Origin of the sequence: Aeromonas sp. R7-1, from assembly GCF_040908115.1 — a bacterium.
In the GTDB taxonomy this organism is placed as follows: Bacteria; Pseudomonadota; Gammaproteobacteria; order Enterobacterales; family Aeromonadaceae; genus Aeromonas; species Aeromonas caviae.
This window is the reverse complement of record NZ_JBFODD010000055.1, coordinates 20,573-37,604: the sequence shown is the minus strand read 5'-3', so window position 1 is coordinate 37,604 and position 17,032 is coordinate 20,573. Positions and strand designations below refer to the sequence as shown.

General features: G+C 60.6%; 17 protein-coding genes. 8 read left to right on the top strand and 9 right to left on the bottom strand.

Annotated features, from left to right (window positions below; all coding sequences use genetic code 11):
- Positions 1-110 precede the first annotated feature (110 nt).
- Both AB5Y51_RS16185 and AB5Y51_RS16180 read left to right on the top strand, forming a co-directional pair.
- Complete coding sequence (locus AB5Y51_RS16185) at positions 111-824, top strand: 3-deoxy-D-manno-octulosonic acid kinase (protein ID WP_124244143.1); 714 nt, start codon at positions 111-113, stop codon at positions 822-824.
- A 170-nt stretch (positions 825-994) separates the two neighbouring features.
- Positions 995-1,858 (top strand): sensor domain-containing diguanylate cyclase, encoded by an 864-nt coding sequence (locus AB5Y51_RS16180; RefSeq protein ID WP_164884638.1) that lies wholly within the window; start codon positions 995-997, stop codon positions 1,856-1,858.
- 63 nt (positions 1,859-1,921) lie between these two features.
- On the opposite strand, the gene AB5Y51_RS16175 is transcribed toward AB5Y51_RS16180, so the two are convergent.
- Positions 1,922-2,776, bottom strand: a complete 855-nt coding sequence (locus AB5Y51_RS16175) for a DMT family transporter (protein ID WP_041212087.1) — start codon at positions 2,774-2,776, stop codon at positions 1,922-1,924.
- A 42-nt stretch (positions 2,777-2,818) separates the two neighbouring features.
- Here AB5Y51_RS16175 and AB5Y51_RS16170 point away from each other — a divergent pair, with 42 nt between their 5' ends.
- A complete protein-coding gene (locus tag AB5Y51_RS16170; RefSeq protein WP_041215799.1) occupies positions 2,819-3,289 on the top strand; it encodes a DUF6314 family protein in 471 nt (156 codons plus the stop codon).
- A 105-nt stretch (positions 3,290-3,394) separates the two neighbouring features.
- Here the strand turns inward: AB5Y51_RS16170 and AB5Y51_RS16165 are convergent, their stop codons facing one another.
- Complete coding sequence (locus AB5Y51_RS16165) at positions 3,395-3,556, bottom strand: hypothetical protein (protein WP_103261051.1); 162 nt, start codon at positions 3,554-3,556, stop codon at positions 3,395-3,397.
- Positions 3,541-4,440 carry a DMT family transporter gene (locus AB5Y51_RS16160; RefSeq protein ID WP_041212088.1) on the bottom strand — a complete coding sequence of 300 codons (900 nt, stop codon included), beginning with the start codon at positions 4,438-4,440 and terminating at the stop codon, positions 3,541-3,543. The genes AB5Y51_RS16165 and AB5Y51_RS16160 overlap by 16 nt, the downstream gene beginning before the upstream one ends.
- A gap of 91 nt (positions 4,441-4,531) precedes the next feature.
- Here AB5Y51_RS16160 and AB5Y51_RS16155 point away from each other — a divergent pair, with 91 nt between their 5' ends.
- On the top strand, positions 4,532-5,506 hold the full coding sequence (locus AB5Y51_RS16155; protein WP_160837952.1) for a LysR family transcriptional regulator: 975 nt from the start codon (positions 4,532-4,534) through the stop codon (positions 5,504-5,506).
- On the opposite strand, the gene trpS is transcribed toward AB5Y51_RS16155, so the two are convergent.
- Together trpS and AB5Y51_RS16145 are read right to left on the bottom strand one after the other, a co-directional pair.
- Positions 5,485-6,498, bottom strand: a complete 1,014-nt coding sequence (trpS, locus tag AB5Y51_RS16150) for a tryptophan--tRNA ligase (RefSeq protein WP_104455000.1) — start codon at positions 6,496-6,498, stop codon at positions 5,485-5,487. The two genes, AB5Y51_RS16155 and trpS, sit on opposite strands and share 22 nt — an antisense overlap.
- Before the next feature lie 191 nt (positions 6,499-6,689).
- A complete protein-coding gene (locus tag AB5Y51_RS16145; protein ID WP_010672329.1) occupies positions 6,690-7,124 on the bottom strand; it encodes a universal stress protein in 435 nt (144 codons plus the stop codon).
- Between the two features lie 452 nt (positions 7,125-7,576).
- Between AB5Y51_RS16145 and fabV the strand changes: the two genes are divergently transcribed.
- Positions 7,577-8,764 carry an enoyl-ACP reductase FabV gene (gene fabV / locus AB5Y51_RS16140; protein ID WP_201985647.1) on the top strand — a complete coding sequence of 396 codons (1,188 nt, stop codon included), beginning with the start codon at positions 7,577-7,579 and terminating at the stop codon, positions 8,762-8,764.
- A gap of 18 nt (positions 8,765-8,782) precedes the next feature.
- Here the strand turns inward: fabV and AB5Y51_RS16135 are convergent, their stop codons facing one another.
- Complete coding sequence (locus AB5Y51_RS16135; protein WP_368178753.1) at positions 8,783-10,567, bottom strand: diguanylate cyclase; 1,785 nt, start codon at positions 10,565-10,567, stop codon at positions 8,783-8,785.
- 209 nt (positions 10,568-10,776) lie between these two features.
- Here AB5Y51_RS16135 and ftnA point away from each other — a divergent pair, with 209 nt between their 5' ends.
- Both ftnA and AB5Y51_RS16125 read left to right on the top strand, forming a co-directional pair.
- On the top strand, positions 10,777-11,301 hold the full coding sequence (ftnA, locus tag AB5Y51_RS16130; protein WP_010672333.1) for a non-heme ferritin: 525 nt from the start codon (positions 10,777-10,779) through the stop codon (positions 11,299-11,301).
- Positions 11,302-11,461: 160 nt separating this feature from the next.
- Positions 11,462-12,646, top strand: a complete 1,185-nt coding sequence (locus AB5Y51_RS16125) for an NAD(P)/FAD-dependent oxidoreductase (RefSeq protein WP_368178752.1) — start codon at positions 11,462-11,464, stop codon at positions 12,644-12,646.
- A gap of 240 nt (positions 12,647-12,886) precedes the next feature.
- On the opposite strand, the gene AB5Y51_RS16120 is transcribed toward AB5Y51_RS16125, so the two are convergent.
- Complete coding sequence (locus AB5Y51_RS16120; protein WP_323580536.1) at positions 12,887-14,107, bottom strand: MFS transporter; 1,221 nt, start codon at positions 14,105-14,107, stop codon at positions 12,887-12,889.
- A 211-nt stretch (positions 14,108-14,318) separates the two neighbouring features.
- On the opposite strand from AB5Y51_RS16120, the gene leuE reads away from it, so the two are divergent.
- Entirely contained in the window at positions 14,319-14,957 is a 639-nt protein-coding gene (gene leuE / locus AB5Y51_RS16115) for a leucine efflux protein LeuE (protein ID WP_010672336.1), read from the top strand.
- A 76-nt stretch (positions 14,958-15,033) separates the two neighbouring features.
- Here the strand turns inward: leuE and AB5Y51_RS16110 are convergent, their stop codons facing one another.
- Positions 15,034-16,248, bottom strand: a complete 1,215-nt coding sequence (locus AB5Y51_RS16110) for a hypothetical protein (RefSeq protein WP_368178739.1) — start codon at positions 16,246-16,248, stop codon at positions 15,034-15,036.
- Positions 16,249-16,354: 106 nt separating this feature from the next.
- The gene (locus AB5Y51_RS16105) at positions 16,355-17,032 is read right to left on the bottom strand and encodes a fimbria/pilus periplasmic chaperone (protein ID WP_368178738.1); all 678 of its coding nucleotides are present in this window, start codon (positions 17,030-17,032) and stop codon (positions 16,355-16,357) included.

Here is a 17,032-nt window from a genome sequence, read left to right as displayed (position 1 = left end):
GGATGGCATTATGCAAACTCCCCTGTGGATTGTAAAATTGCGCCGGTTGCCCGACCGGCACGGCTTTCTGAATGGATGCCCTGCACCCACTATCGACCGGAATTCTCATCATGCTGACACACACCACCCACAACCAGGTCTGCTGGTATGCCGACGGAGTCTTCCGCGATCCCTCCCCTGCCTTGTTCGATCCTGTCTGGTGGCAGACCCATCGCCAGGTGGTGGGTTCTTCCATCGGTCGCGGGGTGACCTGGTTCGTCAAGGACGAGGCACGCCATCTGGTGCTGCGTCACTACTACCGTGGCGGCATGGTGGGCAAGCTGGTGCGTGACCGGTTCTGGTTTGAAGGGGTGGAGAGCAGCCGGGCCATGGCTGAATATCGTCTGCTGGCGACCCTGAGTGAACAGGGGCTGCCGGTGCCGCGCCCCTTTGCGGCCCGCATGGTCAAGCAGGGGCCCTTCTATCGGGCCGACATCCTGATCGAACGCATTCGCGGCGCCAAGGATCTGGTGGCCCTGCTCAAGCAGGGGCCGATCGCCGGTGAGGTGTGGCACAAGATAGGCAAAACGGTGCGCCAGTTGCACGATGCAGGGGTCTATCATGCGGATCTCAACAGCCACAACCTGCTGCTCGACAAGGAGGGCAAGGTGTGGGTGATCGACTTCGACAAAGGAGCCATCCGCTCCCCCGGCAACTGGCAGCAGGCCAACCTGGAGCGGTTGCTGCGCTCCTTCAACAAGGAGTCGCAATTGCACACCAGCTTCCACTTCGTGCCGGAGAACTGGCAGGCGCTGATGGCAGGCTATCAGGGCAAGGTGGCGTGACGTCGAGCTTCACTTCGTAGCTGGAAGCTGGCAGGCCGCTGATGGCGGACCACCAGAGGCGAGAGGTGCGAGGCCAGCGATGCTGGCGCGGTTGCTCGGCGCCAGCACCAATGTTACTTATTGAGTGTGATTGCTTGGACAGATATTCAGATCCGGTTTCGAGGCGCGTGATGGAAAGGTATGAGACTCCCGGGGTTGAGGTCACCACTCCCCTTGAGGTGACGCTGATGGCACAGGCCATGGCGATGTTGGAGGCCGGGATCTGGACCTGGTCGGCCGGGCTGGGTCTGAGGCGGGACCCTTCCTGTCTGCAACTGCTGGGTCTGGAGGGGGGCGAGCTGGGGGATCTCGGCTGGCTGGATCGGGTACATCCGGATGATGCTCCCCGTCTGGCAGAGGCCCTGGAGGCCTGTCAGCAAGGGCGCAGCAACGGGCTTCGACTCGAGTACCGCATCCTGCACCATCAGGGCCATTACATCCGGCTGGAGGAGCGGGTCCGTCGCGACGAAGGGGGTCAACTGCTGGGGGTGGTTCGCCATCTGGATGCCGCCATGGCGCCCCTGGAGGATCGCCACGACACGGATCCCCTCACCGGCCTCGAGAGCCGCAGCCACTTCGAGCTGTTGCTGGATGAACGGCTGGCCAGCGAGAGCGGCAGTTTCTGTCTGCTGCAGTTCAGCGTGGATCACCGCAGCAAGATCCTGCAGTTGTTCGGGGAGGCGGCCTGCGACGCCATGCTGGCCAAGCTGGCCCGCATCGTGCGCCGCGAGCTGCGTCGGGAAGATCCCTTCGCCCGTTGGGACGAAGACGGCTTCATTCTGATGCTCTCCCAGACCGATCGGTTGAGCGGCCTGGAGATTGCCGAGCGGCTGCGGCTCGAGATCGCCGACGCCAGCCTGCTGCCCCAGCGTCCGGTGACCGTGAGCATCGGCCTGGTGCAGAGCCAGAGTGCCGAGCAGCTCGATCACCTGCTGGCCCGGTTGGCCTCCTGCCACGGTCAGGCGAAGCGGGAACACAACGCCGTGGTCGGCTGACGGCCAGTCACTGTCCGCGAACCCATTGACGCCGATGGACCCATCAGCGTCAATGGTTTTCAGTCAGCGCTCACTGACCTGCTGACGCTGGCAGACCCAGAGGGAAGCCAGCATCAGCAGGGCGCCCAGACCGAGCCTGAGCAGGTCGGTATCCTTTCCCCAGAGCACCAGATTGACCAGCAGACCCGCGGGGATCAAGGCGTTGTTCATGATGGCCAGCACGCCGCTGCTGACCAGGGTCGCCCCCTTGTTCCACAGGAAGTAGCCGAGCCCGGATGCCCCGACCCCCAGCCAGAAGAGGATGCCCCATTGCAGGGGGCTGGCGGGATATTGAGGTTTGCCCAGCAGCCACCAGGCGGGCAGGGCGATCACCAGGGCGCCCAGATAGAAGCAGCCGAACACCGCCAGCTGGGGCGGCTGCTCAGCCTCCCGGGCCAGCAGCACCTTGTAGCCTACCTGGCCCAGGGCGAAGCAGACGTTGGCGCCCTGCACCACCAGGAATCCCAGTACATAGCTTTCGGTCAGGCCGTCGAAACGGATGACGGCCGCCCCCAGCACCGCCAGCAGGGCCCCCCACAGATAGACAGGCTTGAAGCGCCCTTCCAGCAGGTCGTGGATCAGGGTGACATAGATGGGGGTGAAGATGGTGAACACCAGCACTTCCGGTACCGTCAAGAGCAGGAAGGAGTGGTAGTAGAAGAGATACATGATGCCGAGCTGGATGGCACCGAGGGCCATCAGCTTGGCCACCAGATCGGGGCGCAGCCAGCGACGGCGCAGGAAGGGCAGAAACACCAGGCTGGCGAGCACGATGCGGGTCAGTACCGAGAAGTAGGCATCCACCTGACCGGCAAGGTAGACCCCGATCAGGCTGAAGGAGAAGGACCAGAGCAGGGTAACCCCTATCAAGTAGTTCATGTGATTGAATTGTCGTCAGTTGTCAATTTTGAGGGCGCTATGATGGCCGAGTTGGAAGGCGCGATCCAGCGTTTATGGGAAGGGTTGTCACAGATCGGAGCATTTGCCTTCGAGGCGAGCAACGGGGTCGGATCCGCCACCGACTGGTGCGGTCGCGGGGAGGGGGCCGTGGTGGTGACCGATCACCATGGGGGGTGGCTGTATGCCGAGACGGGTCGCTATACCACGCCCCATGGCCGGGAGCTGACCATGCACAACCGTTTCTGGTGGCAGCGCACCGCACGGGGGATCATGCTCTCCCACCTGCGCTACGAGCAGCCGGTGATGCTGTTCGAGCTGTTGCCCCGGGGGGACGGGCACTGGGTCACGGCCGAGCCTCACCTGTGCGGGCAGGATCACTACAGCGCCGAGCTGACCGAAACCGGCGGGGGCTTCCTGCTCGCCTGGCAGATAACGGGGCCGCGCAAGAACGAGCGATTGAGTTATCGCTACGGACCAGAGGCGCAGAGATAAAAAAACCGGCGCAGGGCGCCGGTAGAGGGGACAAATCGGAGGTTTTGTTAAAACGGTCCCAAAAACAGGAGAGATACACTCTCGTCACACACGCAGAGAGGGTCTTCAGGCATTCAGTGCATAGTTCAGCATGGCTTGCAGCTTGCTGTCGAAGAACCAGGGCAGCAGCATCATCAGCAGACCCAGCACCCCGGCCAGCCGGTGGCGATACTGCCAGCCGGCTATCAGTACCAGACCGCCGCAGAGGGTGGTCAGGATGCCTGACATAGGGCAGCCTCCCGCTGTTGGCGGCGCTGCTGTGCCCACTGGTTGAGGGCGACCGAACCCAGGATAAGGGCCAGCGCCACGCCCGTGGTGGACTGGATCTGCTCGCCGAGGAACAGGGCTCCCAGCATGACGCCGAACAACGGCACCAGGTAGTTGCTGAAGGAGGCGAAGGTCGGGCCCGCCTTCTGGATCAGCGCCATGTAGAGGAAGTAGACCAGGCCGGTACAGAAGATCCCCAGCATGGCGACGGCGCCCATGGCCTGCTGGCTCGGCAGGGTGAGGCTGCTCAGGTCGGCCACGAAGGGCGCGGCCAGCAGCAGCTGGATAGCTGATGAAATCAGGATGTTGCGGGCCACGACCACAGGATGGTCCTTGGCGAAGCGCTTGATCATCAGCAGGCCGATGGCGAAGCAGCTGGCACCGAACAGGATGGCCATGGCACCGAGCAGGCCGGCATTCATGCCGCTGGTCAGCTTGGGCCAGAACAGTACCAGTACGCCGATGAAGCCGATGATCACGGAGACGAGGCCGCCCTTGGTGATTCTTTCACCAGAAATAAACAAGGGAGCCGCCAGAATGGTCACAAAGGGGATACAACCCATGACCACGGCCGCGATGGCGCTGTCCACGTACTGTTGTCCCCAGGCCACCATGATGAAGGGGATGGTGGCGTCGAGCAGGGCGATCAGCATATAGGTTCGCCAGGGCGTGTGTTCACTCTTGAGGCGCATGAACAGGCAGAGCAGACCCAGGGTCAGGCTGCCGCACAGGGCGCGTCCGGCGGCCACCATGATGGGGGGCAGTTCAGCCACGGCCTGGTGCATGAAAATGAACTGGGAGCCCCACAACAGGCCGATCGCCAGCAACAACAGATAGCTACGCATTTGAATCTCCGATGTAATTCGCCTGCGCATTCTATGCAATCTGCTACTATGCCAAAAATGAATTGTCGTCATTCAACTATGGCCAATATCGATGGAACTGCCCCTCTCCCGCCTCGACCTCAACCTGCTCACCGTGTTCGACATGCTGATGCAGGAGCGCAACGTCACCCGTGCCGCCGAACGGCTGCACCTCTCCCAGTCCACCGTCAGCCATGCGCTGGGGCGCTTGCGCCAGGCGCTGGATGATCCCCTGTTCGTGATGAGCCGGCGCGAGATGATGCCGACCGAACGGGCCAAGGCGCTGGCGAGCCCGGTACGCCAGGCGCTGGCCATGCTGGAGCAGGGGCTGCGTCAGGCCAAGGGATTCGACCCGGCAAGTGCCCGGCGGATCTTTCGCATCGCCACCCCGGGCTCGGTGGAGCACGGCCTGGTGCCGGTGCTGGTGGAGTGGATGGTGCAGCAGGCTCCCAACTGCCGACTGGAAGTGTGCGAGCTGGCGGACAGCGACTACGAGCGGGAGCTGGAGAAGGGGGAACTGGATTTGGTGATCGGGTTTGCCGGTGCCAACCATCTCTCGCCCCGGTTGTGGCGCGAGGAGTGGTTCAGCAATCCGCTGGTCTGTTTGTCGCCCCTCGGCAGCGCTCTGCCCGACATGCTGGGGCCGGGAGAACTGGTCAGCCGCCCCCATATCCACACCTCCAGCTGGGGCCACAGCCAGGCCATGGTGGATCTCTGGCTGGCCCGTTTCGGGGTGGAGCGGGAGCTGGGGGTCAGGCTGCCGAGCTTTATGGCGGTACCGCCGCTGATGGCGACCGGCCGCTACCTGGTGGTGGTGCCCGAGATGATCGGGCGCCACTTCTGTCGCCACTATCCGTTGCGTCTGCACCAGCTGGAACCCGCCATCCCCATCGTCTACCTGATGGCGGGCCACCCGCTCAGTGCCCATGACGAGGCGATTGGCTGGTTCAAGGGGTTGTTGCACCGGCTGGCGAGGGAGCGCTACGGCGCGGATGCGCTCGGCCATCCCGCGCCGCAGGGGGCAGATCACGCCAATCCGGAGAAGTAGTCCAGCCCCATCGCCCCCTTCACCTCGGCCAGCACCTCGTCGGTGAGGGCCCGGGCCTGCTCGGTACCCTGCTGCAACAGGCGCAGCAGCTGGCGCTTGTCGGCGATGGCTGCCTCGCGCCGCTCCCGCATCGGAGCAAGCAGGGTCTGCAGGCAGTCGTTGAGTACCTGCTTGCAGCGCATGTCCCCCAGACCACCGCGCTGGTAGTGGGCCTTCATCTCGGCCACCAGGGCCTTGTCGGGGTGGAAGGCATCCAGATAGGCGAACACCGTATTGCCCTCCACCTGACCCGGATCGCTCACCTTGAGGTGATTGGGGTCGGTATACATGGCGAACACCGCCTGCTTGATCTCGTCGCTCGACATGCCGAGTTCGATGGTGTTGCCAAGGGACTTTGACATCTTGGCCTTGCCGTCGATGCCGGGCAGGCGGCCGGTGTCGCTCAGGATGGGCTGGCACTCGGTCAGCACCTCTTTGCCCACCAGGGTGTTGAAGCGGCGCACTATCTCGTTGGTCTGCTCCAGCATGGGCAGCTGATCCTCGCCCACCGGCACGTGAGTGGCACGAAAGGCGGTGATGTCGGCGGCCTGGCTGACCGGATAGACGAGGAAGCCGGCGGGCAGGCTGCGCTCGAACCCTTTCTGCTGGATTTCGGCCTTGACGGTGGGGTTGCGCTCCAGCCGGGCGACACTGACCAGGTTGAGGTAGTAGGTCGTGAGTTCGGCGAGGGCGGGCAGGGCGCTCTGCAGGCAGAAGGTGGTCTTGGCAGGGTCGAGGCCAGCGGCCAGGTAGTCGGCCATCACCTCCAGCACGTGATCGGTCACCTTGGCCGGGTTGTGGCCGTTGTCGGTCAGCGCCTGCAGATCGGCGATCATGACGAACTGGCGGTAATGGTGCTGGGCGGCCACGCGCTGGCGCAGGGAGCCGACGTAGTGGCCGATGTGCAGTTTGCCGGTGGGGCGGTCGCCGGTCAGGATCACGGGGTTGTGCATGTCACTCTCTCCAGTTGGGTGAGCCGGGAGGCGACATAGGGATGAAAACAATGACCGCCTCTCGGCGGTCACGGTGTTTTCTTTGGGAAATTTTACATAGAAAAGCAGTGCCGCCTGTTTAGAAGCGGCACCACCAGTAGTTGTGATTGAATGAGGTCATATTCATGGCAAATCACACTACGCCTGTTCGATCACTTCTGCAAGGGCACGACCAGCATGTCGCAGGGCACGGTATTCATCAGCTGGCGTGCGCTCGAGGTGAGCAGGCTCCAGAAGCTCTGGCGATGGCCGCACACCAGCAGGTCGATCTGGTAGTCCTTGACCGCCTGGTTAACCCGCTCGCTCAGATCGCCGCAGATGACCAGCTTCTTCTCGATGGGGTAGTCCACCGAGGCGAGGAAGGCTTCCAGCTTCTCCTTCGCTTCGGCGATCACCTGGTCCTGCACGTTGTCGATGTCGATGTCGATCATCTCGGTGTAGAGATCCTTGAGGTCCACATCCACATGGATCACCGACAGCTTGGCGCCGTTGGAGCGGGCCCGGTCGACCGCCTTCTCGATCACCTTGCGGTTGTCTTCCGACAGGTCGATCGCGGCCAGTACGTGTTTGTAATAGGTTCCATTCATGGGAGTTCTCCTCACTGATCTTGGGTCCACTATACCAATGTCTGCTGAAACTAAAACGGCATCGTCGCCACAGTTTCAGGATTTGCCTGACCCCGAACCGGAAGGCGTAGAGGTGCAGGTGGCCGGGGAGTGCATATTTTGAACAGGAGTTTGACGCCGGTCACAGGCGTGCTATTGCCCCCGGGAAGGTGGGGGAATAGGATGTGCCCGTGCTTCGCAATGAACACAAAACAACAAAAAGCATCTGAATACCGCTTTGGGGAGCCTCGCGCTCCCTTTTGTTTTTCTGCCCTCTTCCAGCCCATATCCCGTCCGACATCAAGGTAATCCCGCCCCCCTTGGTTATGCTGTAGCCAGTTCCCTTGGCAAAACGGCCAGGGCCCCTCACCTGCAACCGGGTGACGCTGTCATGGCCGTTTCTCATGTCCCACCGATGCACCGGAGAGTCCTTCATGATCATTCATCCCCAGATCCAGGGTTGTGTTGCCCGCAATTGCCACCCCATGGGTTGTCGCGCCGCCGTGCTGCAACAGATCGAACAGGTGCGGGCGGCGGGGCCGTTCAACGGGCCGAAACGGGTGCTGGTGCTGGGGGCATCGTCCGGTTTCGGGCTGGCGTCCCGGATCGCGCTCACCTTCGGCGCCGGGGCCGATACCCTGGGCGTCTCGTTCGAGCGGGGTCCCTCCGACAAGGGGCTCGGCAGTGCTGGCTGGTACAACAACATCTGGTTTCGTCAGGCGGCGGAGCAAGCCGGTCGCATCGCCGTCAACCTGATCGGAGATGCCTTCTCCGACACCATGCGCCAGCAGGCCATCGACGTCATCCGCCAGCGACTCGGGCAGGTGGATCTGGTGGTCTATTCGCTGGCGAGCGGAGTCAGGGTGATGCCGGATGGCACACAGGTACGCTCGGTGCTCAAGACCACAGGCCAGCCGCTGCAAGGCTGGGGGCTGGATCTGGAGCACGATGCGCTGGTGCAGCAGTCGCTGGTGCCAGCCACCCCGGAGGAGATCCGCGACACCGTCACCGTGATGGGGGGCGAGGACTGGCAGCGCTGGATGCAGGCATTGCAGCAGGCGGATTGCCTGGCCCCCGGCGCCCGGACCGTTGCCTACTCCTATATCGGCCCCGAGTCCACCTATCCCCTCTATCGGGACGGCACCATCGGCTATGCCAAGGAGCACCTGCACGCCACCGCCGAGACCATCAACCTGCAACTTGCCGGGATCGGCGGTCATGCCTGGGTGTCGGTCTGCAAGGCGCTGGTGACCAAGGCGAGCGTGTTTATTCCGGTGCTGCCTGTCTATCTGGGCCTGTTGATGGGGGTGATGAAGGAGCGTGGTGTCCACGAGGGCTGCATCGAGCAGATGCAGCGGCTGTTTGCCGACAAGATGTACGGGCCCAGAGGGGTCGTCGCCGATGGCAACCGGCTGATCCGGATGGATGACCACGAGCTTGAGCCAGCGGTGCAGGCCGCCGTCTCGGCACTCTGGCCCAAGGTGACGCCGGAGAACTTCCGCACCCTGGGGGATTTTGCCGGGTTGCGCCAGGAGTTCATGCAGCTCAACGGCTTCGAGCTGCCGGGGGTGGATTACGGTGCGCCGGTGAACGTGGCGTCACTCACTGAGCTGGCGCCCTGACACCCGCACGAGGGGCCATCAGGCGACGTTGCAGGCCAGTTCAGGGGAAAGATTGGGAGACTGGGCCAGCACGGTCTGGTTGCGCCCCTGGCGTTTCGCCTGATACATGGCCATGTCGGCACGATGAATGAGCTGGCTCAGGCTGTCATCCTGCGTCGAGCGTTCCGCCACTCCGATGCTGATGGTCATGTGGGGGGCGGCCAGGTAGGCGATCCGGCTTCTCAGCTGCTCCGCCAGCCGCCAGCAGGTGGCCCCGTCCTGGGTCATGGCCACCAGAAATTCTTCCCCGCCCCAGCGCCCGATCAACTGCTGGTCCGGTGCCCAGCTCTTGAGCTCCCTGGCCAACTGCCGGATAGCCTGATCCCCCGCCTGGTGACCATGCTTGTCGTTGATCTGTTTGAAGTGGTCGATGTCGATGATGAGCAGGGTCAGGGGCGTTTCGTGCAGCCACTGCTGACCCAGTCTCTCCAGCAGGGCGCGCCGGTTGGGCAGCCCGGTCAGCTGATCGAAGGTGGCGAGCTTGTAGAGGTGGCGAGAGCTGCGGTGGAGCCTGCGGGTGGTGAGCCCGAGCAGGATCAGAGCGACGGCCAGCAGCACCAGCAGCAGCAATTGGTAGTAGCGGGCACTCTGCTGGTAGAGCAGTTGCTGGCGCTTGCTCTCGTTTTCCTGCTGCAGCGCGCGATTGCTGGCCTCGCTGCGAGCCAGATCCATCTCGACCTGGAAGGCGGCCGCGTGCTGGCTCAGGGTCTGGTTGAAGTGCTGCTTGTAGTACTGCATGTAGCGGGTCATGGCCCCGTAGGCCTCGGGGTAGCGGCCCAGATCGGCCAGCAACCTGGCCTGCATCGCCCGACCATCCATGGAGAGAGGGGCGGTGTGCTCCATCAGCAGTTGCAGGGCCAGCTGCTTCTCGCCACGACCCAGCAGGGTTCTTGCCCGGATCTCGGTCAGACGGGAGGCTGCCTGCGGGCTATCCAGCCTGTCATAGATGGCTTGTGCCTCCTCCAGGCTGCGCCAGGCGGCGTGCCAGTCCGCCCGTGCGTTGAACACCATGGCCTGGTAGCCGAGGACGATGGCGCGATAGTGGGGTGACAGGCTCGGCGTGGCCAGCAGGGTATCGAGCAACTGGCTGGCTCTGGCAGGCTGGCCCATGTCGATGTAGAGCCTGGCCATGTTGGCCCGGATGATGGCCTGGCTGTTGGGTTCGTTGAGCTGCACCATCTGGCCGAGGGCATCCTGATAATAGGTCTCGGCCTCACGGTAGAGATTGAGGTCCGCATAGAGGTTGCCGAGGGTCATCAGCAGACGGCCGCACTGCAAGGTGGAGAGGATGGAACCCGGCTCTTTCTGCTTGAGGTGATAGGCGGTCTTGAGCTCGAGGATCGCCTCTTTCATCTGCTGGGTACGGTAGAGGGCGAGCCCGTTGAGGGCATGCCACTCCGAGACCTGCCTGGGGTGATGCCGGACCGCTGGCCAGAGCTGGGTGAGCAGCTCGAGCGCCTGATCCGGCGTATCGGCATCCAGGGTCAGGGCAATCTGCTGCAACCGGAAGTCGAGCAGGCGCAGGGTCTCCTGCTGGGCATTGGCCAGACCGCGGGCGCGGGCATTGTCGCGCTGTGCCTGGGGATAGCGGCCTAGGGCTGCCTGGGCCAGGGACCTGGCGTAGAACAGTTCCATATCCTGCTGGGGACTGGCATCGAGGCGCTGCAGATAGCCGACGGGATTGCGCGCCGCCTGCAATTCAGCCTCTTTCAGCAAGGAGGGAGCTGCCTGCAACTGGGTCATCCAGAGCAGCGCCAGTGCCATTATGAATCTCATTGAATCCTTTCCCCGACCAATGGCGCCATCATAATGGCTGATGTCACTTACACCATGTTTCTTTGCTTCTCTATAACCGTATGGGGGAGAGGATGAGGTGAAAAGTCGTCGCAACTGCGGGGTGCGTCGGTTGTCTCTGGTTGCGTCAGGATGCAACAGTGGCGACAATCGTGGGCAAATCACAGTGGAGAATCATCATGTTGGCCAAAGCCATGATCGAGAAGTTGAACGAGCAGATTAATCTTGAATTCTATTCCTCCAACCTCTACCTGCAGATGAGCGCCTGGTGCGAGGACAAGGGCTTCGAGGGGGCCGCCACCTTCCTGCGCCAGCATGCGGTCGAGGAGCGCCAGCACATGGAGCGCCTGTTCACCTACGTGAGCGAGACCGGCGCCATGCCGGTACTGGGGGCCATTGAAGCGCCTCCCCACGAATTCAAGTCCCTGGGTGACATCTTCCGCACCACCCTGGAGCACGAGTATCACATCACCAAGTGCATCAACGGTCTGGCCCACGTCGCCTTCACCACCCAGGATTACTCCACCTTCAACTTCCTGCAGTGGTACGTGGCCGAGCAGCACGAAGAGGAGAAGCTGTTCAAGAGCATCGTCGACCGTCTGAGCCTGGTGGGCGAGGATGGCAAGGGCCTCTATTTCATCGACAAGGAGCTGGCCGAGCTGGCCAAGGGCGCCCCGGCCAGCATCATGGACGGCAACGCCTGATAGTCGTGGACACTTAGTGTTCAGCCAGTACAATGACGGCCCCTCTCAACAGGGGCCGTTTTCTATTGTTGCAGCCATGAAACCGCGTTGCTGGTTGCTGCCGGATACAATGACGGTCTTCGTATAAAGGGGTCGTTTTTCTTTGGATGAGTGAGTGATGATGAAGCAGTTTGATGTGGTGGTGATCGGTGCCGGGGCGGCCGGATTGATGTGTGCGGCCCAGGCTGGCTACCGGGGTCGCTCCGTGCTGGTGCTCGACAACGCCAAGAAGCCGGGCCGCAAGATCCTCATCAGCGGCGGCGGTCGCTGCAACTTCACCAATCATCAGGCGGGTCCCCATGCCTTCCTTTCGGCCAACCCCCACTTCTGCAAATCGGCGCTGGCGCGCTATACCCAGCAGGATTTCATCGATCTGGTGGACAGGCATGGCCTGAACTACCACGAGAAGACGCTGGGCCAGCTCTTCTGCGACGACAGCGCCAAGGATATCGTCGACATCCTGCTGACAGAGTGCGACTGGGCTGGCGTGACCCTGCAGTTACAGACCGAGATCCTCACCGTCAGCAAGACAGATGAAGGCTTCGTGCTCGACACCAGCAAGGGGGAGATCGCCTGCTCGTCGCTGGTGGTCGCCACCGGCGGCCTCTCCATGCCGAAACTCGGTGCCACCCCTTACGGCTTCAAGCTGGCGGAGCAGTTCGGCCTCACCGTGTTGCCGACTCGCGCCGGGCTGGTGCCCTTTACCCTGCATCAGGCCGACAAGGAGGCCTTCGCCGATCTGGCGGGGGTCAGCCTGCCGGTGGCGGTGACCGCCGAGGATGGCACCCGCTTCAAGGAGGCCATGCTGTTCACCCATCGCGGCCTCTCCGGCCCCGCCATCCTGCAGATCTCCTCTTTTTGGCTGGCGGGGGAGAAGATCCACATCAACCTGCTGCCGGATCTCGACATTCCAGAGACCCTCAAGACCTGGGCCCAGGCCCATCCTGCCCAGGAGCTGAAAACCGTGCTGGGGCGCGAGCTGCCCAAGCGCTTCGTCGACAAGCTGGTGGAGCTGGGATGGCTGGTGAGCAAGCCGATGCGCCAGTACAACGAACGGGAGCTGGAGGCGGTGGCCACCCTGCTGGGGGATTGGCAGATCCTGCCCAACGGCACCGAAGGGTATCGCACCGCTGAAGTGACCCTGGGGGGGGTGGATACCAACGCGCTCTCCTCCAAGACCATGGAGGCGCGCACCGTGCCCGGCCTCTACTTCATCGGCGAAGTGGTGGACGTGACCGGCTGGCTCGGTGGTTACAACTTCCAGTGGGCCTGGTCGTCGGGCTGGGTGGCAGGCCAGTACTGCTGAGGGATGCCGCATCCTTGCTGTGAATGGTCCCGTCAGCGGCCTCTCGGGTGACAACTTCCAGTGGGCCCGGTCATCGGGCTGGGGGAGAGGCCGTATTGCTGACAAAGAGGCTCGGCGGATGTGTCCGAGCGGATATGGCCGTGTCAGGCGGCCCGAGTGATGGAATCAGACGCGGCCTGCTCAGGCCGCGTTTTTTATGGTCGGTCGACTCGTCCGTCGACGCTGGCGGCCGCTTGGCCTCTAGCCTCTCCTGATATTGGGCAGGAAGGCGGTCAGCAGGCCAATAAGGGGCAGATAGGCGCAGACCTGATAGACGGTTTCGATGCTGGTGGCATCGGCCAACTTGCCCAGCAGGGCGGCCCCTATCCCTCCCATGCCGAAGGCGAAGCCGAAGAAGAGGCCGGAAATGGTGCCGACCTTGCCGGGTACCAGATCCTGGGCGTAGACCAGGATGGCGGAGAACGCCGACGCCAGGATGAGGCCGATGACGATCGACAGCATCGAGGTCCAGAACAGGTCGACGTGGGGCAGCAGCAGGGTGAAGGGAGCGACGCCGAGGATGGAGATCCAGATCACCCGCTTGCGCCCGATGCGATCGCCGAGTGGCCCGCCGAGCACTGTCCCCGCCGCGACGGCAAACAGGAAGGCGAACAGATAGAGCTGGGCGCTCTCCAGCGACAGGTGGAACTTGTCCATCAGGTAAAAGGTGTAATAGCTGCTCAGGCTGGCCATGTAGAAGAACTTGGAGAACATCAGCAGACCGAGGATGGCCAGTGACCAGCCAATCTGGCGGCGGCTCAGGCCGGTGCCGGCATGGGCCCTCATCCGCCGATGGAAGCTGGCAGCATGGTGGCTGGACCAGCGGCCGACGAAGCTGAGCACGATGACCCCGATGAGTGCGAACAACGAGAACCAGGCCGCACTACCCTGTCCCTTCGGCACGATGATGAGCGCCGCGAGCAGGGGGCCGATGGCCGATCCCAGATTGCCGCCGATCTGGAACAGAGACTGGGCCAGACCGGGCTGGTTGCCGGCCGCCATGCGGGCGACCCGGGAGGATTCCGGGTGGAAGACGGAGGAGCCCATGCCGATCAGCATGGCCGACAACAGCACGGCGCCAAAGCTGCCTGCCTGCGACAGGTAGAGCAGCCCCACCAGCGTGAAGCCCATGCCCAGAGGCAGGGAGTAGGGCATGGGTCTGCGGTCGGTATAGAGGCCGATCAGGGGTTGCAGCAGCGAGGCCGTGAACTGGTAGGTGAGGGTGATGAGACCTATCTGGGTGAACGACAGATCGAGCCCCAGCTTCAGGAGGGGATAGATGGCCAGCAGTACCGACTGCATCATGTCGTTCAACAGGTGCGAGAAGCTGATGGCGGCGATCACCGGATAAGCGGTGGTAGTCGGGTTGTCAACCGCGGGCGGGGCGGTGATCGGGGTGTCGGTACTCAAGGTCTTATCCATGGCTGGGGTATCACTCCCTCTACCATGCCCTATCCCGGAGCATCTGGACATAACCAAAGTGGGCGAACGCCCGGATTGCGTTCGCGTGGCGCGCAGGCCGTTCATGCTGACGGCGTGTGGATGGCTGGTCAGATCTTGTGCTTGGCGCGGGGCGGATTAGTATAGAAGGCCTGCCGCCGTTATCCGGCCCATCACCCGCCATGGAGGGAACATGTTCGAAAGCCTGGGTGTCATCAACGTCTGGACCTATCTGGTCGGTCTCTTCTTCATCATCATCGCCCCGGGCCCGAACTCCCTCTATGTGCTGCGAACCGGTGCCGTGCGCGGCATAGGCCCGGGTTATCGCGCCGCCCTCGGCGTCTTCGTCGGCGATGCCATCCTCATTTTCTGCGCCTATCTGGGGATCGCGTCCCTCATTCGCACTACCCCATTGCTGTTTACTCTGGTGCGCTATCTGGGCGCCATCTACCTGCTTTATCTGGGGGTGAAGATCCTGCACGCGAACTTCATCGCCAAAAAGGCGGGACCGGCGTCCGAGATGGATCCCGGTGAGCGCTATTTTACCAAGGCCCTCACCCTGAGCCTCACCAATCCCAAGGCGATCCTGTTCTACGTCTCTTTCTTCGTGCAGTTCATCGACTTCAGCTATGCCCACACCTGGATCTCCTACCTGGTGCTGGCTGGCATGCTGGAAGCGATGAGCTTCGTCTACCTGACCCTGCTGATCTTCGGCGGTACCCTGATGGCCCGCTTTTTCCGTCAGCGCCAGACGGCGGCCCGTCTCGGCAACGGCCTTATCGGCCTCTTCTTCATGGGGTTTGCGGCCAGGCTGGCGACGCTCTCCTCCTGACCCAATCAATTAGCCTATTTCGTGAACATGATTGCTGTTAATAGATGGAGAGAGCCGGGCGTCCCCGGCTGTTCTGTCAATCAAACATATAAAGGGTGCCACTCTTAGACAATGCTAAAAACTGCCCAGCGGAAGGATATATCCCTGTAATATTTCTGAGTTTACTCTGGGAGCCATTTTCAATACTCATCTGGTCACCCCAAGCAATTACAGAACCATCAATTTTGAGTGCGGCGAATGAATTGAGCATAGGGATTACTGATGCGATATCGTGTCGATACGTCTCGAGCTGTTCATTATTAAATTCATCGCTATAACCACCCCAAGTGAACACATCACCGACGGTGTCAATGGCTGCAAAGCCACTGTAATTGCTAATTACAGACTTAATGTTGGCCAATGATTTCAGAGTTGTCTGAGATTGTTCATTGAGATTGCTATTATAACAGTGAGCTTGAGATACTGAACCATCTGACATTTGTAGCATCATCATCCCCGTGCCCAAAGCTGTTGCCACAGTCAAACTACCCTTCGTATTAATAAGAGCTGATGCATCACTGCAAGTGATATGGTCCTTACTGACAGATAAACCATAGTTATTACCACTGATAATATGGGAAACATTTTTTTCCTGGGATATCAGGTGTTGTGTATCATAAGGGTATTTATATGCATTACCCTCTTTGTCTAGAATTGTGAATCCGTATGTTCCTACAGCAACATCAATAACTTCAGTATTGTTAGTAGAAAAGCCACTACAAATATCATAGCTCCATGCTGATACTGACCCATCTCCATGTAATGCAACAACACCATAGCTATTGGGGTGCGTGATAACTCTTTTTATATTATTTAAGTTGGTCTGACATTGGAAAGGAGGTGTTTGCTCATTCCAGGTGACAACTGTTCCATTGCTACGAAGAGCAACGAAACCGCTTTGCATCGCTTGTAAATCTATAATACCTGGGATGATCATTGAGGTATTCTGATCCCCTTTATTGAGAAGGACATTGCCGATGGAGGTCAGGGCTGAAAAGTCACCCGTAGAAGAGGATAAGATCTTGACAACATCTTTGCCAATCACACCTGTATTTATGATGCTGCCATGCTCAACTTTAAATATATTCTTATCACCTTCCCTTATAAAATAGGCTGGTGTGACATGATCTCCTGGGAAAACTCTATATACATTTTCTGCTATGATTTCTGGCTCTGAAATATCTGCATGAGAAGATGATATGAACAACATGCCCACTAAAAATAGCTTAATTTCTAAAGATATGTGCTTCATTCCATAACTCCTATCTCGAGAATAATGTATGTTACAAAGGCTTGTGATATTGCAATAATTAAAGTGTAACGCTTTATCGCCCAGTTAAGTGATGTGTTATTTATTTTTAGCATTCTTTACCTAAAGGAATGAATCGTTGTTGATATATAATCATATGCTGGTTTCCTGTCTTACCTATTCTTGAGTTTTGATAGCTTTCTCCCGGTAATAAATATTTACTTTCTGCCTCATGATCTGGTTGTTCACAGCCTTTTTTGATCATGAACTCGAAATAGGTGTTGCCGGTATTGGTGATGGCGCTCTGTACCGGGTCCAACTGGTATGAAAAACGTGACTGACGCGGGCGCACCACCAGGATGGACTGCAGGGCCAGCTTCACCTCGACGGTTCCCCGGTGCTGCGTCTGGCTGCCTTCATCCACCTGGGCTGCCGGTGACTCGGTGAAGGTGATGCGGTAGTAACGCTCATGGTCATCGGCGGGCCCCTTGTAGTAGAACTTGACGTTCTGGGCATGTCTGGCGTGCAGGGTGAAGCGCCTGGGGGCAAACAGCAGCTCACCGGGGACGGTGGGCAGTGTCCTGCCTCTGGCCGTGGGGTCGCTGATTTTTTCCATCTGTATGTCGTACAGCTTGGGTGAAGCACTGTTGTTGGTCAGGGTTCTGGTAATGAACTCCTGCTCTGGCGCCATGGCAAGAGTCATGGCGCCGATGTCGAGGGCGGCGGCCTGTGAGGCCAGCAAGCCGCCCAGCAAGGGCCAAAGTAGACGATGCATGTTGTACTCCAT

Excerpts from the sequence above, each read along its gene's own strand:
- AB5Y51_RS16185 (WP_124244143.1), top strand. The coding sequence starts at position 111 with ATGCTGACACACACCACCCACAACCAGGTCTGCTGGTATGCCGACGGA.
- AB5Y51_RS16180 (WP_164884638.1), top strand. The coding sequence starts at position 995 with ATGGAAAGGTATGAGACTCCCGGGGTTGAGGTCACCACTCCCCTTGAG.
- AB5Y51_RS16175 (WP_041212087.1), bottom strand. The coding sequence starts at position 2,776 with ATGAACTACTTGATAGGGGTTACCCTGCTCTGGTCCTTCTCCTTCAGC.
- AB5Y51_RS16170 (WP_041215799.1), top strand. The coding sequence starts at position 2,819 with ATGGCCGAGTTGGAAGGCGCGATCCAGCGTTTATGGGAAGGGTTGTCA.
- AB5Y51_RS16165 (WP_103261051.1), bottom strand. The coding sequence starts at position 3,556 with ATGTCAGGCATCCTGACCACCCTCTGCGGCGGTCTGGTACTGATAGCC.
- AB5Y51_RS16160 (WP_041212088.1), bottom strand. The coding sequence starts at position 4,440 with ATGCGTAGCTATCTGTTGTTGCTGGCGATCGGCCTGTTGTGGGGCTCC.
- AB5Y51_RS16155 (WP_160837952.1), top strand. The coding sequence starts at position 4,532 with ATGGAACTGCCCCTCTCCCGCCTCGACCTCAACCTGCTCACCGTGTTC.
- trpS (WP_104455000.1), bottom strand. The coding sequence starts at position 6,498 with ATGCACAACCCCGTGATCCTGACCGGCGACCGCCCCACCGGCAAACTG.
- AB5Y51_RS16145 (WP_010672329.1), bottom strand. The coding sequence starts at position 7,124 with ATGAATGGAACCTATTACAAACACGTACTGGCCGCGATCGACCTGTCG.
- fabV (WP_201985647.1), top strand. The coding sequence starts at position 7,577 with ATGATCATTCATCCCCAGATCCAGGGTTGTGTTGCCCGCAATTGCCAC.
- AB5Y51_RS16135 (WP_368178753.1), bottom strand. The coding sequence starts at position 10,567 with ATGGCACTGGCGCTGCTCTGGATGACCCAGTTGCAGGCAGCTCCCTCC.
- ftnA (WP_010672333.1), top strand. The coding sequence starts at position 10,777 with ATGTTGGCCAAAGCCATGATCGAGAAGTTGAACGAGCAGATTAATCTT.
- AB5Y51_RS16125 (WP_368178752.1), top strand. The coding sequence starts at position 11,462 with ATGAAGCAGTTTGATGTGGTGGTGATCGGTGCCGGGGCGGCCGGATTG.
- AB5Y51_RS16120 (WP_323580536.1), bottom strand. The coding sequence starts at position 14,107 with ATGGATAAGACCTTGAGTACCGACACCCCGATCACCGCCCCGCCCGCG.
- leuE (WP_010672336.1), top strand. The coding sequence starts at position 14,319 with ATGTTCGAAAGCCTGGGTGTCATCAACGTCTGGACCTATCTGGTCGGT.
- AB5Y51_RS16110 (WP_368178739.1), bottom strand. The coding sequence starts at position 16,248 with ATGAAGCACATATCTTTAGAAATTAAGCTATTTTTAGTGGGCATGTTG.
- AB5Y51_RS16105 (WP_368178738.1), bottom strand. The coding sequence starts at position 17,032 with ATGGAGTACAACATGCATCGTCTACTTTGGCCCTTGCTGGGCGGCTTG.